Origin of the sequence: Arthrobacter sp. NPDC057009, assembly GCF_042673905.1 — a bacterium.
Lineage (GTDB): Bacteria > Actinomycetota > Actinomycetes > Actinomycetales > Micrococcaceae > Arthrobacter.
On record NZ_JBHUSB010000037.1, the window covers coordinates 1 to 15,823 of the forward strand.

Genomic DNA, 15,823 nt, shown 5'->3' on the forward strand with positions numbered 1-15,823 from the left:
CTGCCAAGTGCACCGCTGATTAGCTACGTTCGGATGGGATAACCGCTGAAAGCATCTAAGCGGGAAGCTCGCTTCAAGATGAGATTTCCATACACCTTTGTGTGTGAGAGGCCCCCAGCCAGACCACTGGGTTGATAGGCCGGATGTGGAAGCGAGGACTAACGACTCGTGAAGCTGACCGGTACTAATAGGCCAACAACTTACACCACCAAGAAGCACAACTGCTTGCGTCCACTATGTGGTTCCCAACCAACAAACCCCCCGGGTTTGCCTGGCAGGAACCAAAGATAACTGAATACGTCACCACAAGTAGGTAACCACAGTCTTCCCACCCCCAACGGCACACGCCAGGGGGCTCGGGTAACAGGGTTACGGCGGTCATAGCGTGGGGGAAACGCCCGGTCCCATTCCGAACCCGGAAGCTAAGACCCACAGCGCCGATGGTACTGCACCCGGGAGGGTGTGGGAGAGTAGGTCACCGCCGGACACTATTTACGGTTCAGGCCCCGACGATGAACGTCGGGGCCTGAACCATTTAACCGCCCAGCCCACCGGACGCGTCCTCACACCCTGCCGCCATTTCCCAAACGCGTCCTCAGTCCCACGACCACACGTGAGGGCGCGTCTGGCTTGAGGCGACAGGAGCTGACTGAGGGTTTGCTCCGAAACGGCAGGATCTGAGAGAGCGTCGCGTTTGAGACGCCAGGATGTGATGACGCGTTGGGTTCGAAGCCGCAGGTAGTGATAGAGCGTCCAGGATCAGCTGATCGATTGAAACGCTCCTTCAGATCCTGCAGGTTTTTCACCGACCCTCCCTCAGATCCTGCCGCTATTTCCCAAACGCTCTTTCAGATGTTGCCGGCTTTTCCTATACGCGTCCTCAGATCCTGCGGGTTTTTCACCGACCCTCCCTCAGATCCTGCCGGCTTTTCCTAAACGCGTCCTCAGCCCCTGGGCAGAGGTGAGGAGCAGGCTTGTTGGGGGCCGGTAAAGTTGGTAGGCATGGAAAACCTCTTCAGCCACGCCCCCGGCAGCGACGTTCCCGAGCCTGCAGTCAGCCTGGAACCCGTCATCTGCACGGTGGTCGTCCCAGGGCCAGTGTCGCGGGCCTTTATGGGCTTCACTGACCACACGCATCTCTGGTGGCCGATGGAAACCAACAGCGTGTACGGACCCGGTTCCTACGTGGAGTTCGAGGAGAACCTGATCCTGGAGTCAGCCGAGGACGGGCGGAGCACCACTTGGGGAACCATTGACGACTGGCAGCCGCCGCTGTCCTTCCACGCATCCTGGTACCCAGGCAGCACCGCCCTGTGGTCCACCGAGCTTCGCGTGGTATTCCGCGGCGTCAAGGAAGGCACCGAGGTGCGGGTGGTCCACGACGGCTGGGAGGGCGCCGAGGATCCTGCCGGTACCCGTACGAGCTGGGAAAAGGACTGGCCGGAGGTGCTGAGCCGGTTCGCGAGGTTCATGGGCGGCGCCGGCGAATAGAGAGCCAGCGATTAGAGCCGGCCGCCGGCACTTAGACTGAAGCAAAGTACGTGAACGGGAGATCCATGGGCAGCATCGCCGACGAACTGACATCAATCCTGGGACCGGGCAAAGTTCTCCGGGACGAGGCCTCGCTTGCCGCATACGCAGTGGACCAGGCCCCCGTGGTGGACTACCGGCTCCCGGCTGCCGTGGTGCTCGCCGAGTCCGTCGATGACGTCCAGGCCACCGTCAAAGCCTGTGCTGCCAGGAGCGTGCCCCTGGTGCCGCGGGGCGCCGGGACGGGAGTCTCGGGAGGCGCCCATGCGAGCGAGGGATGCGTCGTCCTTGGGCTGGAACGGATGAACCGCATCCTGGAGCTCAACGCGGATGACGAGACCGCCGTCGTCGAACCCGGCGTCATCAACGCCGACCTGAACGACGCCGCCGCGGCGCACGGGCTCATGTACGCTCCCGACCCCGCCAGCTTCAGGATGTCCACCATCGGCGGCAACGTGGCCACCAACGCCGGCGGCCTGCGGTGTGCCAAGTATGGCGTAACAAGGGACTCTGTGCTGGCCCTGGACGTGGTGCTCGCGGACGGTTCGCTGCTGCATACCGGACACCAGACTTTCAAGGGCGTGGCCGGCTACGACCTCACAGGCCTGTTCGTGGGGTCGGAAGGCACGCTGGGCATCGTGGTCGGCGCGACGGTCCGGCTGAAGTACCTGCCCCGCGAGGTGCACACCGTCGCCGCCTTCTACCCTGACTTCCGGCAGGCGGCCGCCGGCGTGCTCGCCGTCGGCAAGGCCCGCGTCCAGCCGGCCATCATGGAACTGCTCGACGGCGGTTCGCTTGCCCAACTGGACGAGCTGCACGGCTCGGATCTGGTGTCGCGGGGAGCTTCGCTGCTCCTGGTCCAGACGGACGGTTTTGGAGCGGCGGCGGAGGCCGACGTCGTGCGGCAGGTCCTCGCAGCTGGCGGTGCCGTGGTCACCACCGAGGCCAGTGCTGAGGCAGAGCGGCTGGTGGAGCTGCGGCGCAACAGCAGGGGCGTCGAGGTGGATGACGAGTACCGCGTGGGCGAGGACGTTGCCGTGCCGCGCTCCAGGCTGGTGGACTACGTGGCGGCGCTTGAGGCGCTGGCCGAGGTCCATGGCGTCCGCCTTAAGGTGGTGGCCCATGCGGGCGACGGCAACCTCCACCCGACGTTCTGGATCGAGCGGGTGAACGCCCAGGTTGACATTGACGCCATGGCACGCCTGAACAAGGCCCTTGACGAGTCCATTGTGGTGGCCTTGGAAATGGGCGGCACCATTACCGGCGAGCACGGCGTGGGGCAGTACAAGCTGCGCTGGCTGGGCCTGGAACAGCCCGAGCCGCTCAGGGAGCTGCAGCGCCGGATCAAGAACCTCTTCGACCCTGCCGGCATCCTGAACCCCGGCAAGGCCATCTAGAGCAGCGCCCGCCGGGGCAAGGGAATTCAGTCGTCGGCGTCGGGGTATTCGTCGATTGACTCGTCGCCGCCGTACCGGGACTCCTCGGTCTCGACGGAGAGGATCTTCAGCAGTTCCGTGTCCGGGTTGAGCATGATGGCGGCCTCGTCACGGCGGTGGCGCAGGATGGAGTCGATGTAGGACTGCACGGCCTCGGCCAGCGGGATGTGCCGTTCCTGCTTCTCGGACATGTACCAGCGGTGCTCCAGGACCTCGTGGACGGCCTCGGCGGGTTCCAGCTTTCCGGACAGGTCGCGGGGGATGGACCGGACGATCGGCTCGAAGATCTGGCTGACCCACAGGTGCGCGCTGTATTCCTCGTCCATGTCCGGGTTGTTGTCCGCCCGGAAGGAGTCCATGTCGTTGAGCAGGCGGCGGGCCTGGTTCTCCTGGGCGTCCAGCCCCGTCAGGCGCAGCAGGCGGCGCATGTGGTGGCCGGCGTCGACAACCTTCGGCTGCAGCTGGATGGTGGAGCCGTTCTGGGTGGTCTTGATCGCGTACTCTTCGACGTCGAAGCCGAGTTCGTTGAGCCGGCGGATGCGTGCGCCGACCCGCCACCGCTCGCCCAGCTCGAAGGATTCCTTGGCCGTCAGCTCGCTCCACAGGCGCCGGTAGCTTTCCATGATGAGTTCGCTGGTGGCCACCGGGTCCACCTTCTCCTCGATCAGGCCGCCGTCGAGCAGGTCCATGAGCTCCCCGGCGATGTTGACGCGGGCGATCTCCAGATCGTACTCGCGCTGGCCGGTGGAGAGGTCCGGGTACAGTTCGCCGGTTTCGGCGTCCACCAGGTAGGCGGCGAAGGCGCCGGCGTCCCGGCGGAACAGGGTGTTGGAGAGCGATACGTCGCCCCAGTAGAAGCCGATGAGGTGCAGCCGGACCAGCAGCAGCGCCTGCGCGTCGATGAGCCGGGTGAGCGTGTCTTTGCGCAGCATCTGCGAGAAGAGCGCGCGGTACGGCATAGAGAACTTCAGGTGGCGGGTCACCAGGACGGGGTTCAGGGGGCGCCCGTCGGGCGTGGTGCGGCCGGTGATCACGGCGACCGGCTCCACGCAGGGCACGTCCAGCCGCGCGAGCTTGCGGAGCATGTGGTACTCGTGGCGGGCCACGTGCTCGGACGTTTCCTTGATGGCGATGACGGAGCCGCCGAGGTGGGCGAACCGCACGATGTGCCGGGAGATACCGCGGGGGAGCGCGGCCAGGTGCTCCGCGGGCCAGTCTTCAAGCGCGATGTGCCAGGGCAGGTCCAGGAGCTCCGGATCGGCGGCAGCGGCGGTGATGTTGAGGTTGCTGGCGACCGAGGCTGCCTTGTCATCGTTGGCACTGGCCGCCTCGACGCGCGGCAGTTTGCCGATCTGCCCGTAGTCGGTGGGTTCGTCGTGCCACTGCGCGTTGCGTTCCTCGGTCATGGGTCAATTCTTCCGTATTTTGCAGGGGGTGCCTAAAGGGCGGCGGTTAAAGCCCGACGGCGGCCCGTCCAGTCAGGAGGGCCGCCGTCAGTTTTCGTGAGGTTATTCCGCGATGTCAGTCGCCCAGGCGCTCACCGGTTTTGGTGTCGAACAGGTGCACGTGGCCGGACTGCGGACGGACCCAGATGGACTCGCCCTTCATCGGGGGACGGCGGCCGTCGACGCGGGCTACGATGTCGTGGCTCTTGCCGTCCAGCGTGGTGTGACCGTAAACGTACGCGTCGGCACCAAGTTCTTCGACGACGTCGACCTCAACCTGGAGGCCTTCGCCCTGGGCAGCGGTCTCGAGGTCTTCGGGGCGGGTGCCCAGTGTGACGGTGCGGCCGTGGGCCTCGTCGAGGATCTCGTGCGGCACGGGGTAAACAGTGCCGCCGAACTGGACGCCGCCGTCGACCACGGGGAGTTCCAGCAGGTTCATGGCGGGGGAGCCGATGAAGCCTGCAACGAAGACGTTCTTGGGGCGGTCGTACAGGTTGCGCGGGGTGTCCACCTGCATCAGCAGGCCGTCCTTGAGGACTGCGACGCGGTCGCCCATGGTCATGGCCTCGACCTGGTCGTGCGTCACGTAAACGGTGGTGACGCCAAGGCGGCGGGTGAGGGAAGCGATCTGGGTGCGGGTCTGGACGCGGAGCTTGGCATCCAGGTTGGAGAGCGGCTCGTCCATGAGGAAGACCTGCGGGTTACGCACGATGGCGCGGCCCATGGCAACACGCTGACGCTGACCGCCGGAGAGGGCCTTGGGCTTGCGGTCCAGGTACTGTTCGAGGTCCAGGAGCTTTGCTGCTTCGCGGACGCGCTCGGCGCGCTCTTCCTTGCTGACGCCGGCGATCTTGAGGGCGAAGCCCATGTTGTCCGCCACGGTCATGTGCGGGTACAGCGCATAGTTCTGGAAAACCATCGCGATGTCGCGGTCCTTCGGCGGAACGTCGGTGACATCGCGGTCGCCAATGAGGATGCGGCCGGCGTTGACGTCCTCAAGGCCGGCGAGCATGCGCAGCGAGGTGGACTTACCGCAACCGGAGGGTCCCACGAGGACCAGGAATTCGCCGTCGGCGATTTCGATGTTGAGCTTGTCAACAGCGGGCTTTTCTGTGCCCGGGTACAGACGCGTAGCGTTGTCAAAAGTAACTGTTGCCACAGTTATCAATCCCTTCACCGGCAGGTACGTGCCGGACGATCCGTTGTGAATGGTTCATGTAATTCAGTTGTGCCCTACATGATGACTCCCCGGCCGGGGCCGAGGAGCATCGAGTGACGCCGCACGGTTCCTGTGCGCCACATCACAAAGAAGAGTATGTCAGGTTTATCTTGAATCGGACAAAATGTTACGGACGTCACATATGACATACCCCACTGGTGCTTCCTAACTGGCGGTGACTGCCTTCCGGCGTTCCCGCAGCAGGGCCTCGAGGAGTTCGGCGATGTGCACCGGAGCCTCCACCCGGAACTGCGCCTGGGTGAAGTCGAGGCCCACCTTCACGCCGACGTCGTCCTGCCCGAGGCGGCCCAGGGCGTCCTCGTCGGTAGTGTCGTCCCCCGCGAAGAGCACGGCGGTGGCCCCGGTCGCCTGGCGGAGGAAGTCGACGCCCTCGCCCTTGGACGCGTGCACCACGGAGGTTTCGAGGACCCGCTTGCCGTTCTTGAGGTAGACGCCGGGGCGGTCCTGAAGCGCGGAGCGGGCGGCAGCGACGGCATCCTCCGCGACGTCGTCCGCCGCCAGTCGGGTGTGCAGGACGACGCCGGCTGGCTTCTCCTCCAGCAGAGTGCCGGGTGCCACCGCCACGATCTCGGCCAGGACAGCCCTGACCTCGTCGAGGAGGGCCAGTTGCTCGGGGTCGAGGGTCAGCGGGGCGGAGCCGGGACCCAGCCACGCCTCGGCACCGTGGCTTCCGATCAGCAGGGTCTCCTCCGGCGGGGAGGCGACCGCACGCAAACTGTCCAGTGCCCGCCCCGAGATGAGTGCCGTCGTCGTGCGCGGCAGTGCGGTCAGTTCGGCGAAGGCGGCAGCCGAGCGGGGGAGCGGGCGCGCATCCCCGGCGTGGTCCACGATGGGTGAGATGGTGCCGTCGAAGTCCATGGCCACCAGCAGCTGCTCGGTCCCGGCGATGCGGCGCACCGCCTCCAGCAGTTCGGGGGACAGGGTCAGCCGGGTGCTGCTGGCCTCGGTGTGCTCTGCCTCAGGAGTCATCGCGGACCACCTTCTCGTTGAGTGCGTTCAGGAAGTCGGCCGACCAGTGGTCGACGTCGTGGTCCAGGATCTGCTTGCGCATGGAGCGCATGCGGCGTGCGGCCTCCCTGGGGGCCATGTTGACGGCCCGCATCACGGCGTCCTTGAGCCCGTCGATGTCGTGCGGGTTCATCAGCAGTGCCTGCTTGAGCTGGTCGGCGGCGCCGGCGAACTCGCTGAGGACGAGGGCGCCGTCGTTGTTGGTGCGGGCGGTGACGTATTCCTTGGCCACGAGGTTCATGCCGTCGCGGAGGGCGGTGACCAGCATGACGTCCGCCGCCAGGTACAGCGCCACCATCTCTTCCACCGGATAGCTGTGGTGCAGGTAGCGGACGGCCGTGTTTTCGATGGTGTCGTAGGTGCCGTTGATGTGGCCCACGGTGCCTTCGACCTCCTCGCGCAGGAGGCGGTACTGTTCCACGCGCTCGCGGCTGGGGCTGGCAACCTGGATGAGGGTCGCGTCGCCCACCTTGAGCTTGCCTTCGTTCAGGAGTTCCTCGTAGGCCTTGAGGCGGTGTCCGATGCCCTTGGTGTAGTCCAGCCGGTCCACGCCCAGGAGGATGGTCTTGGGGTTGCCGAGGTCCTGCCGGATCTGGCGGGAGCGCTCGATGATCTCGGGCTTCTGCGCCAGTTCAGTAATGTGCTGGACGTCGATGGAGATGGGGAAGGCCTGGGCCCGCGCGATGTGGGTGAGGTCGCCGTTGCCGTCCTTGACGTGAACCTGCTGCTGCTTGACGCTCGCGCCGAGGAAGCGCCGGGCGGAACGCATGAAGTTGCCGGCATCGCTGCTGCGCTGGAAGCCCACCAGGTCCGCTCCCAGCAGCCCGTCGATGATGGCGTGGCGCCAGGGGAGCTGCGCGAAGATTTCCGGCGGCGGGAAGGGGATGTGGTTGAAGAACCCGATCCTGAGGTCAGGCCGCGCCTGCCGCAGCATCCGCGGCACCAGCTGGAGCTGGTAGTCCTGCACCCAGACGGTTGCGCCTTCATCGGCGGTACGGACGACGGCGTCGGCGAACCTTCTGTTCACCGTGCGGTAGGCGTCCCACCAGGTTCTGTGGAACTCAGGAGGCGCGATGACGTCGTGGTACAGGGGCCAGAGGGTCGCGTTGGAGAAACCCTCGTAATACAGCTCAACATCGTCGCTGCTGAGCTGGACGGGGACCAGGTCCATGCCGCCGTGGCTGAACGGCTCGACGGTTTCATCGGCGGCGCCGTGCCATCCCACCCAGGCGCCGTCCGTCCTGGTCATCATGGGGGCGAGGGCGGTGACCAGGCCGCCGGGCGACCGCCGCCACCCGGAACCGTCATCGCCGGGCTCGCCGGGCGCACAGCGGTCCACGGGCAGGCGGTTGGAGACCACCATGAAGTCGTACTTGGTGGTGTCCTGGCCGGCGTCCTTGATGGCGTCCGGGCTGCTGCCGGGCACGGCCGCGCTTTCCGTATTTGTGTCGGATTTGTCGCTTACAGCTCCGTGCATGGGGGCTCCCTAAGGTTGCTTATGGCTCTTATCAACCTTAACGGGCTGGAATCTTCCGGGCCATTCGTCCGTTGGTCAGGCTGAAAAGGAATGCTTGAAGGCGCAAGCTCCGGTGTTCTCCCCTAAACTGGGGGAGTTGCCCCGAAGTGGTCGCACCTGTCCGCACGACACGAGGAACTGATGAGCCCCGCAAACGAACCCCGCAAGTCCAAAGCAGAACGCACGGCTGAGGCCCGCGAAAAGGCCCGCGAAATCCGCGAGGCGCAGCTTAAGAAGGATAAGCGGAACAAACTGCTCATTGGCTGGGGCATCGTGGTCGCCGTCGTGGCCATCCTCGCCGTCATCGCGCTGGTGGTGACCAGCAACATCCGGAACAACGCCCCCGTGGCTGACCAGGGCCCGACGCCGGCCAACGGCAACGTCCACGGCGGCATCACGCTGCTCAAAGGCACCGAGGTGGCCAAGTCCGAGCCCGCCACCGTGAACGTGGCGGACATTCCGTCCCCGGCCGCCTCGGCGCCGGCAACCATCACGGCGCCGGGCGCGGAAGCCGAGGCCGGCAAGCCGGTCAAGGTGGTCCTCTATATCGACTTCATCTGCCCCGTCTGCAAGAACTTCGAGGCGACGTACAACGAGACCCTGACGAAGCTCCGCGACGAAGGCAAGGTCACCGTGGAATACCGTGCCCTGGGCTTCCTGGACAGCCGCTCCACCACCAACTACTCGTCCCGTGCAGCCAACGCCGCTGCCTGCGTGGTGAACGAATCCCCGGAGAAGTACTCGGCGTTTGTGGACGCGCTGTTCGACAAGCAGCCGGCCGAAGGCGGCGCCGGCCTCTCCGACGACGAACTGAAGAAGCTGGCCACGGAGGTCGGCGCCAAGAGCATCGACTCCTGCGTCGAGAACAAGACGTACCGTCCGTGGGTCAAGTACACCACCCAGGAAGCCGCGGCCATTGGCGTGACCGGCACGCCGACGGTCATCGTTGACGGCAAGCAGTGGGGCAAGGGCGACAGCGCCCAGACCGAATTCCCGGCCTTCGTCGAGGCGGCCATCAAGGCCAAGGCCTAAACGTTCCTGCCTTAACACGGTGGTGGCCCGGCTCCCGGATTTTTCCCGGGGCCGGGCCACCTTCCTGTTTTTACGGGCGGGCGGTCCTTGGGCTACCCTTATGTAGCGCGCCGTTGCGGCGCCTGCCCTGACGGGCACGCCTCCTTAGCTCAGTTGGCCAGAGCACCGCTCTTGTAAAGCGGGGGTCGTCGGTTCGAATCCGACAGGGGGCTCTTAGTCTGCCTTTCGCCTGCGGATTGCGAGGCGATCCTGACGCCGGCCTGTATCTCCTGGCACCTCACCGACCACTATCCCTTCCGGGTCGAGTTCCGCCTTGAGATGTCGACATTCGTTTGAGGCGACTGACCCGAAACGTACTTCGTATACCTTCTCCCTCGAAGCTCGTAACCTGTTGCTACGGGTGAAGAGCTCTCACCCGCTCCACCCGGATGGATGAAAAGCCTGGCGATGCGTCCTGTGGACCGCGGTCATGGCCTGGATGCCGCCAGTTCGGAGAGGAGAAGCGATGGAAACGCGGTCGGAATCAAAAGCACTGTGGGCGAGGACCGGAGCAGTGGCGCTTCCCCTCGGCGTCATCCTGTTGCTGGCAGCCACGGCAGTGCATCCGTCCAGGGAAAACCCCATGAACCACGAGGCGGTCTTTAGGGAGTATGCGCTGACCGACGGCTGGATCGCCATCCACTTTATCCAGTGGGTAGCCGCTTTAGCGTTTTTCGGCGGTCTCGTCGCACTGCATTCTGCCATGACTGCCCAGCGTGAAGGCCCGACTGCGCTAGCCCGCTTCGGACTGATAGGAGTGGTCCTGACCGCGGCAGCCATCACCATGCTTCAGGCAGTGGACGGGATTGGTCTCAAATGGGCCGTGGACACGTGGGTCGATGCGCCTGCCGATCAGGAACAATCCATCCTTTCGGCAGCCATGGCCTTGAGGTGGACCGAGTATGCCCTCCAGAGCTATTCCAACATTCTGCTCGGACTTACGCTCATCTTCTTCGGTTTGGCCATAGTGCTGAGCGGCGCGTATTACCGCTGGCCGGGTTGGCTCGCCGCAGCGGCGGGAGTCTCGTGGATTATCCACGGCCTGATGGTGCCGTATGTTGGCCTGTTTGATTCACCAGCCAGGGGTGCCGCCTTGGTACTCACTGCTGGCTGGGCGTTCGTCATGGCTGTGCTCATGTGGCGAAGCGTCCGTCGTGGACATGCAGCCCGAGCCGCTGCGTCAGGGGGCCCGGTCAGCGCATAGCACTGCCAGTGTGAACCAAGACGGTTTAAAGTGTCAGGTTGGGCTCTCTGAGTTTCAATAAGGGGTGTCGGGAGATCCGTTTGGGATTCTGTCCTGACGTTCTTTTCTTACATTCCTGACGTCAGGTTGGAGTGTGGCTTGTTTGGAAGCCGAAATAGTTCTCCCGGTTGGATTTCGTGTTAGCTCGCGGGTAGGGCTCTGGATCGCGTTTCTCCGGATTCGAACAGCCCCGCGCCGGGTCCTGCCCTGTCAACGAACGACGTAGCTACCCGCTGGGAGGCGACGGTGCGCCCGGCCAGCAGGCCCAGAAGTCCCTGGACGCCTAGCCTTCCGATGGCTGCAGCATCGTTGCGCACCCCGCTGACGGCGGGAACGACAAACTCGAACCAATCGAGATCGTCAAATGAGACGATATCTATCAGGGATGCCTGTTTGGCCCCGAGCCTTCGCCTGAGCGCGCGCATTGCGCCAAGTGTTGTGGGTCCATTAGCCCCGAATACGGCTGTCGGGCGGGCACCTCGATCCAGAATCCGGTACATGGCCTCCTCTGAGCCGTCAGCAAGGAAGTCGCCGGCATCGACCAATGCGTCGTCCAGGCTGATACCGTGAGCCTCGCGGCCAGCCAGGTAGGCGGCCCTTCGTTCGGAACCGGTGGAGATCCACTGCGGTCCGCCCACGAATGCCACGTCACGATGCCCTCGGGATTGGAGCCATGTCAAGACGCTGGCAACGCCTCCGGCATTGTCTGTTGCAAAAAGCGGCGCGTCGATACCCTCCATTTTTCTGTTGAGAAGAACAACAGGAAGCCCCGAGGCCAACAGGCCGTCCAACTGCCCAGACCGGCCTCCCTGCGGGGCCAAGAGAAGACCGTCAATGCGTTGAGCGGCGAAGGTTCGAAGGTACTCGTCGGCCTGGGCGGCGTCTTCATTGGCATTGGCAAGAAGCACTGTGTATCCATGCTTCCTCGCCTCCTGTTCCGCGGCATGAGCAAGTTCGGAGAAGAACGGATTGCGGATGTCGGACACAAGAAGGCCGATAACGTCCGTCTTCGATCGACGCAGGGACCGTGCCGGCCCATTCGCGATGTAGTTAAGTTCGGCAGCTGCTGCCAAGACCCTCGCCCGGGAATCCTGCGACGTGTGGCTACTTCCGCTCAATACCCGCGAAGCCGTGCCCAAGGCAACGCCTGCGCGCTCTGCGACGTCCTTGATGGTAGCTACTTGGCTCACCCCTCCCCGTGGAAACGTTTCAACAGTAGTGCGAGGGCGGCGCCCTGGCAAGGAGCCAAGCGGGGCCTGGGGCGTGTCAGGCAGTTGGGGGCGGGGTCCCTGTTGACATCCAAAAAACGCATGGGCATACTCATGGAAACCTTTCCATGGAAACCTTTCCATGAGGCCACGACCAAGCCTTAGGGATATTGATCGTGTATTGCCGGAAGTCACCAAGGAGCAAAGCTATGAACACGGTCTTCGTGGTCGGAAGCCTGAACATCGATCAAAACATCCGGGTCCCGTCCTTTCCCCGCGCCGGTGAAACAATCCAGGGATCGGACGCTACGTTCAGCCCGGGCGGCAAGGGAGCCAACCAGGCGGTGGCCGCCTCCCAGGCGGGGGCCGGCGTAAAGCTCGTGGGCTGTGTTGGGCATGATGCCCACGGGGCGGCCATCCTGCAGGTGCTGGCCGAGTCCAATGTCGACGGCAGCCACGTGAAGCTGGTGGATTCCGCTGCCACTGGAACAGCAGTCATCGCCGTAGATGACCTGGGTGAAAACCAGATCATCCTCAGCCCCGGAGCGAACGCTGCACTGTCATTCGCCGATGTGGACGCAGGGCTGGCGACTATGACTCCCAATGATGTGCTGGTTCTCCAACTGGAAATTCCCCGGGACATCGTTCGGCACGCCGCGCGTGCAGCCAAGCTCCGCGGCGCCTTCGTCATCCTCAACGCTGCTCCATCTCCACACGAGATTGAAGGGCTATTCGATGACATTGACCTGCTCGTAGTCAATGAGCAGGAAATTCAGGACCTCGCCCGTCTGGCCGATGCATCGGGCGACCTCGCCGACCTGACGGAGATCCTCCCGCCCGTCCTGGGACCGGCAGTGCTGTGCACTGCGGGAGCGCAAGGCGCCGTCACTTTCCTCGGCGGCCGGCATGTTCACATACCGGCACCTGAAGTATCCGTCGTGGACACGACCGCCGCGGGCGACACGTTCGTCGGATACCTCGCCGCATCCCTGGCTGCTGACTGCGAACTCCCTGCCGCGATGGCCATTGCCGGCCGGGCGGCATCGATCGCAGTGACCCGCGCCGGCGCCGTGGAATCCATTCCCTGGCGCCGTGAACTACCAAGCCTGCGTGACCACGATCACAAGTCGCCAGCCCCTTTCCTTTCCCACCACTAGGAGTCACATGAAAATCGTTCTTGGAAATGACCACGCCGGCTTCCCGCTGAAGGACTTCGTCCGCTCAGTCCTGGAAGGCCTCGGCCACGAGGTCATCGATCGCGGCGCGCCCGACGAGTCGCCCGTTGACTTTCCTGACATCACCAGCGCCACCTGCGAACTTGTCCTCACCGGCGAAGCCGACAAAGCCGTCTTGGTTTGCGGAACAGGCGTTGGGGCCGTGATGGCAGCCAACAAGATCCCGGGCATACGTTGCGCGTTGGGCCACGACGTCTACTCAGCGCATCAGTCCGTGGAGCACGACGACGCGAACGTCATCGCCATGGGGGCCTGGCTCGTCGGCCGCGCCACAGCCAAAGAAGTCCTCGAGGCTTTCCTCGTCGCGAAGTTCGACGACGACGAAGACACCAGACGGCGGGTAGCAAAACTGCGGGAACTCGAACTTATGGGAGCCAGGAAGCTGGCGCACGACATCTAAACCTGCACCACCCAAACCCAAAAGACACAATGAAAATATCAAAGGAGATATCACGATGACGGCACAACTTTCCGACCGCTCCCAGCAAGCCGCCCATGGGTCCCCAGGAAAATTCAAGACGGCCCTCGCGTCCGCCGCCGGCACCTGCGTCGAGAACTACGACTTCGTCGCGTACGGCACCGCTGCCGCACTGTACTTTGGCAAGGTCTTCTTCCCCAACACCGACCCCGTCGTCGGGACACTGCTCGCCTTCGCCACTCTCGCAGTGGGCTTCTTCATGCGACCCCTGGGCGGCGCCATCGGCGGCTACCTCGGTGACAAACACGGACGCAAGCCCGTGCTCGTAGGAGCGCTCCTGACCATGGGAATCGCCACCGTGCTCATCGGCTGCCTTCCCACATACGACCAAGTCGGCATTCTCGCTCCCATCCTGCTCATTATCATTCGAATGATCCAAGGGCTGGCCTTCGGCGCGGAGTGGGGCGGAGCAGTCATGATGACATTCGAGCACGCGCCCTGGAAGAAGAGGGGGCGCTTCGCCGCCATCCCTCAAGCCGGAAACCCGCTCGGCATCACGTTGGCCAACGCTGCCTTCCTGCTCTCCGCGTCCCTGCAGACCGACTGGGCGTGGCGGCTGCCCTTCCTGGCAAGCGCCGTCCTCATCGTGGTCGGGCTCGTCGTACGGATGAAACTCGAAGAATCCCCGGAATTCGTCAACGCCAAGCACCACGGCGCGATTGTGAAGAATCCCCTGGCAACAGTCTTCAAGAACGACTGGCGCAACATCCTGCGCGTGATCTCCCTGCGTATCGTCGAAAGCTGCGCCTACTACGTCACCGCAACGTTCCTGCTCTCCTACATCACCCAAAACAACCCCCCAGACCGCGCCGTAGGCCTTACCGGCATCGTCGTCGCCAGCCTCATCGCGATCCCCGTTACCCTGCTCGCAGGCAGCCTGACCGATCACATCGGCCGCCGCAAGCTCTACCTCGGCGGCGCAATCGCCGTGATTGTCTTCGGCTTCCCGATGTTCATGCTCAGCAACACCGGTAACCCCGTCCTGATCGTGCTCGCCTTCGTCATCGGCATCGGCATCATCCACGCCACCTTCACCGGAACGCAAGGAGCCTGGTTCGCAGAACTCTTCCGGACCAACACACGGACCTCCGGCGCCTCCATCGGCTACCAGGTAGCAGCCTCAATCTCAGGGCTTGCCCCCTTCCTGGCAGTACTCCTGGCAGCGAACTTCGGATGGGCCGGCGGCGCGTCCCTGTACGTTCTTGTAGGCATCATCGGGCTGCTCGGCGTACTAACGACGCGCGAAACGTGGGGTACCAAAGAAAAAGCTGAGGTGGACTCGATCCTCGCAGGCCATACAAATAGCGAAGTAACAGAGGCCCCTGACCGGAACGTAGAACAAATCTCCACCAGCCATAGCTAGGGCGCTAGCTAGGCAAGGTGAGAGCCAGCGGACGACTCAGGACGAGGTCAGTCCGCTGGCTCTCCAGCACAAACTGCGGGTCATGACGAAGCAACGAGCAGCTTCTTTTCCCGTCCCTTACTGCATGAACGGTGTTCACACAGTAAATAAACCAGCCACACCGGCCTTCGTGAGGGAGCTACTACAGGCGGCACCCGCCCGACCCGTTGCAAGCCTCATTCCTGGTGCCCTTGCAATAAATCACGGCATCAGGGTGACCAGAACCGGACCCGGACAATTCACCGTCGAAACCGCCTCGGACGTTGCCTGCGGCTATACGGTTCTGAGCCGCATTTGATGTGTTCGGGGATCCACAGGACGCCGCTAATCCGCCCTCCCGCGTGCTTTGCGGCTTCTATTGTCAGGTTGGGGTGTAATTCAGGCGGACAAATCAGCGGCCCGACACGTCGAACAAGGAGGAGCATCAGCGCGCAGCTCTTTGCCTAGTCCTGATGCGACATGTCGGGACACAGCTTCTGAAGCTGTGCGAGGGTCTCACGAACGGCGGCTCACTCCGGCCTAACCGGCGGGACGCCACATAACAGCGCCCCGGAGTTCCTTTGCTGCCTGTGCGGGGTCAGCTGCACTGTAGATGGCACCGCCGACGACGGCGACATCGGCGCCGGCCTGCTGGACAGCATCGATGGTGCTGGGCTTCACGCCGCCTGCCACGGAGAACGGAACGCCGGCTTTTACTCCGGCGCGCAGCAGGCCGTTCAGGTCGAAGCCGGGCTTGGCCTGCTCGTCCAGGCCGGCGTGCATCTCAACGAACTTGGCACCCAGGGCGTGGACTTCCCGGGCGCGGGTGACCTTGTCTGTCACGCAAATGAGGTCGACGACGACGCCCTTGTTGTGGGCCTGGGCTGCCTTGACCGCACCGGCGATGGTGGAGTCGTCGGCGGAGCCGAGAACGGTGACCAGGTCGGCGCCGGCCTTGAAGGCGATGTCGGCTTCGAGTTCACCGGCGTCCATGGTCTTCAGGTCGGCGAAGACGATCTTCTCCGGGTGGGC

General features: G+C 64.0%; 13 protein-coding genes, 1 tRNA gene and 2 rRNA genes. 10 read left to right on the forward strand and 6 right to left on the reverse strand.

The annotated features are described in order from the left end of the window. The 4 genes from ACFTR6_RS21470 to ACFTR6_RS21485 all read left to right on the forward strand — a co-directional run. A 23S ribosomal RNA gene (locus tag ACFTR6_RS21470) occupies positions 1-209 on the forward strand; the annotation flags it as partial. A gap of 161 nt (positions 210-370) precedes the next feature. Continuing rightward, positions 371-487: ribosomal RNA gene (gene rrf, locus ACFTR6_RS21475) — 5S ribosomal RNA — on the forward strand. Positions 488-1,002: 515 nt separating this feature from the next. Beyond that, positions 1,003-1,491, forward strand: a complete 489-nt coding sequence (locus tag ACFTR6_RS21480) for a hypothetical protein (RefSeq protein WP_377959408.1) — start codon at positions 1,003-1,005, stop codon at positions 1,489-1,491. A 65-nt stretch (positions 1,492-1,556) separates the two neighbouring features. After that, on the forward strand, positions 1,557-2,927 hold the full coding sequence (locus tag ACFTR6_RS21485) for an FAD-binding oxidoreductase (protein WP_377959415.1): 1,371 nt from the start codon (positions 1,557-1,559) through the stop codon (positions 2,925-2,927). Between the two features lie 26 nt (positions 2,928-2,953). Here the strand turns inward: ACFTR6_RS21485 and ACFTR6_RS21490 are convergent, their stop codons facing one another. The 4 genes from ACFTR6_RS21490 to ACFTR6_RS21505 all read right to left on the reverse strand — a co-directional run bounded on the left by ACFTR6_RS21490 (position 2,954) and on the right by ACFTR6_RS21505 (position 8,136). Beyond that, positions 2,954-4,372: a DUF4032 domain-containing protein gene (locus tag ACFTR6_RS21490; protein ID WP_377959409.1), complete on the reverse strand. Its 1,419-nt coding sequence runs from the start codon at positions 4,370-4,372 to the stop codon at positions 2,954-2,956. Between the two features lie 115 nt (positions 4,373-4,487). Further along, positions 4,488-5,570, reverse strand: coding sequence for an ABC transporter ATP-binding protein (locus tag ACFTR6_RS21495; protein ID WP_076798831.1), 1,083 nt, complete (start codon positions 5,568-5,570; stop codon positions 4,488-4,490). 225 nt (positions 5,571-5,795) lie between these two features. Then, positions 5,796-6,620, reverse strand: coding sequence for a trehalose-phosphatase (otsB, locus tag ACFTR6_RS21500; RefSeq protein ID WP_377959410.1), 825 nt, complete (start codon positions 6,618-6,620; stop codon positions 5,796-5,798). Continuing rightward, positions 6,610-8,136 (reverse strand): trehalose-6-phosphate synthase, encoded by a 1,527-nt coding sequence (locus tag ACFTR6_RS21505; protein ID WP_087873688.1) that lies wholly within the window; start codon positions 8,134-8,136, stop codon positions 6,610-6,612. The genes otsB and ACFTR6_RS21505 overlap by 11 nt, the downstream gene beginning before the upstream one ends. Before the next feature lie 180 nt (positions 8,137-8,316). Here ACFTR6_RS21505 and ACFTR6_RS21510 point away from each other — a divergent pair, with 180 nt between their 5' ends. The 3 genes from ACFTR6_RS21510 (at position 8,317) to ACFTR6_RS21520 (ending at position 10,450) form a co-directional block, all read left to right on the forward strand. Beyond that, positions 8,317-9,207: a DsbA family protein gene (locus ACFTR6_RS21510; protein ID WP_377959411.1), complete on the forward strand. Its 891-nt coding sequence runs from the start codon at positions 8,317-8,319 to the stop codon at positions 9,205-9,207. Positions 9,208-9,345: 138 nt separating this feature from the next. Then, a tRNA-Thr gene (locus ACFTR6_RS21515) sits at positions 9,346-9,419 on the forward strand. Positions 9,420-9,712: 293 nt separating this feature from the next. Continuing rightward, positions 9,713-10,450 (forward strand): hypothetical protein, encoded by a 738-nt coding sequence (locus tag ACFTR6_RS21520; protein WP_377959412.1) that lies wholly within the window; start codon positions 9,713-9,715, stop codon positions 10,448-10,450. 179 nt (positions 10,451-10,629) lie between these two features. Here the strand turns inward: ACFTR6_RS21520 and ACFTR6_RS21525 are convergent, their stop codons facing one another. After that, entirely contained in the window at positions 10,630-11,841 is a 1,212-nt protein-coding gene (locus ACFTR6_RS21525; protein ID WP_083706235.1) for a LacI family DNA-binding transcriptional regulator, read from the reverse strand. A 65-nt stretch (positions 11,842-11,906) separates the two neighbouring features. Here ACFTR6_RS21525 and ACFTR6_RS21530 point away from each other — a divergent pair, with 65 nt between their 5' ends. From ACFTR6_RS21530 to ACFTR6_RS21540, 3 genes are read left to right on the forward strand one after another with little or no spacing between them, the layout of a single operon-like run. Next, complete coding sequence (locus ACFTR6_RS21530; protein ID WP_076798826.1) at positions 11,907-12,854, forward strand: ribokinase; 948 nt, start codon at positions 11,907-11,909, stop codon at positions 12,852-12,854. 7 nt (positions 12,855-12,861) lie between these two features. Beyond that, positions 12,862-13,332, forward strand: coding sequence for an RpiB/LacA/LacB family sugar-phosphate isomerase (locus ACFTR6_RS21535; RefSeq protein ID WP_076798825.1), 471 nt, complete (start codon positions 12,862-12,864; stop codon positions 13,330-13,332). 55 nt (positions 13,333-13,387) lie between these two features. Beyond that, positions 13,388-14,773 (forward strand): MFS transporter, encoded by a 1,386-nt coding sequence (locus ACFTR6_RS21540; protein ID WP_377959413.1) that lies wholly within the window; start codon positions 13,388-13,390, stop codon positions 14,771-14,773. Between the two features lie 558 nt (positions 14,774-15,331). On the opposite strand, the gene ACFTR6_RS21545 is transcribed toward ACFTR6_RS21540, so the two are convergent. Next, positions 15,332-15,823 (reverse strand): orotidine 5'-phosphate decarboxylase / HUMPS family protein (locus ACFTR6_RS21545; protein WP_377959414.1); only part of this gene is annotated, 492 nt, incomplete at its 5' end.

What these genes read in the sequence shown, in the direction of transcription:
- ACFTR6_RS21480 (WP_377959408.1), top strand. Translation starts at nt 1,003, where the DNA reads ATGGAAAACCTCTTCAGCCACGCCCCCGGCAGCGACGTTCCCGAGCCT.
- ACFTR6_RS21485 (WP_377959415.1), top strand. Translation starts at nt 1,557, where the DNA reads ATGGGCAGCATCGCCGACGAACTGACATCAATCCTGGGACCGGGCAAA.
- ACFTR6_RS21490 (WP_377959409.1), bottom strand. Translation starts at nt 4,372, where the DNA reads ATGACCGAGGAACGCAACGCGCAGTGGCACGACGAACCCACCGACTAC.
- otsB (WP_377959410.1), bottom strand. Translation starts at nt 6,620, where the DNA reads ATGACTCCTGAGGCAGAGCACACCGAGGCCAGCAGCACCCGGCTGACC.
- ACFTR6_RS21505 (WP_087873688.1), bottom strand. Translation starts at nt 8,136, where the DNA reads ATGCACGGAGCTGTAAGCGACAAATCCGACACAAATACGGAAAGCGCG.
- ACFTR6_RS21510 (WP_377959411.1), top strand. Translation starts at nt 8,317, where the DNA reads ATGAGCCCCGCAAACGAACCCCGCAAGTCCAAAGCAGAACGCACGGCT.
- ACFTR6_RS21520 (WP_377959412.1), top strand. Translation starts at nt 9,713, where the DNA reads ATGGAAACGCGGTCGGAATCAAAAGCACTGTGGGCGAGGACCGGAGCA.
- ACFTR6_RS21525 (WP_083706235.1), bottom strand. Translation starts at nt 11,841, where the DNA reads ATGGAAAGGTTTCCATGGAAAGGTTTCCATGAGTATGCCCATGCGTTT.
- ACFTR6_RS21530 (WP_076798826.1), top strand. Translation starts at nt 11,907, where the DNA reads ATGAACACGGTCTTCGTGGTCGGAAGCCTGAACATCGATCAAAACATC.
- ACFTR6_RS21535 (WP_076798825.1), top strand. Translation starts at nt 12,862, where the DNA reads ATGAAAATCGTTCTTGGAAATGACCACGCCGGCTTCCCGCTGAAGGAC.
- ACFTR6_RS21540 (WP_377959413.1), top strand. Translation starts at nt 13,388, where the DNA reads ATGACGGCACAACTTTCCGACCGCTCCCAGCAAGCCGCCCATGGGTCC.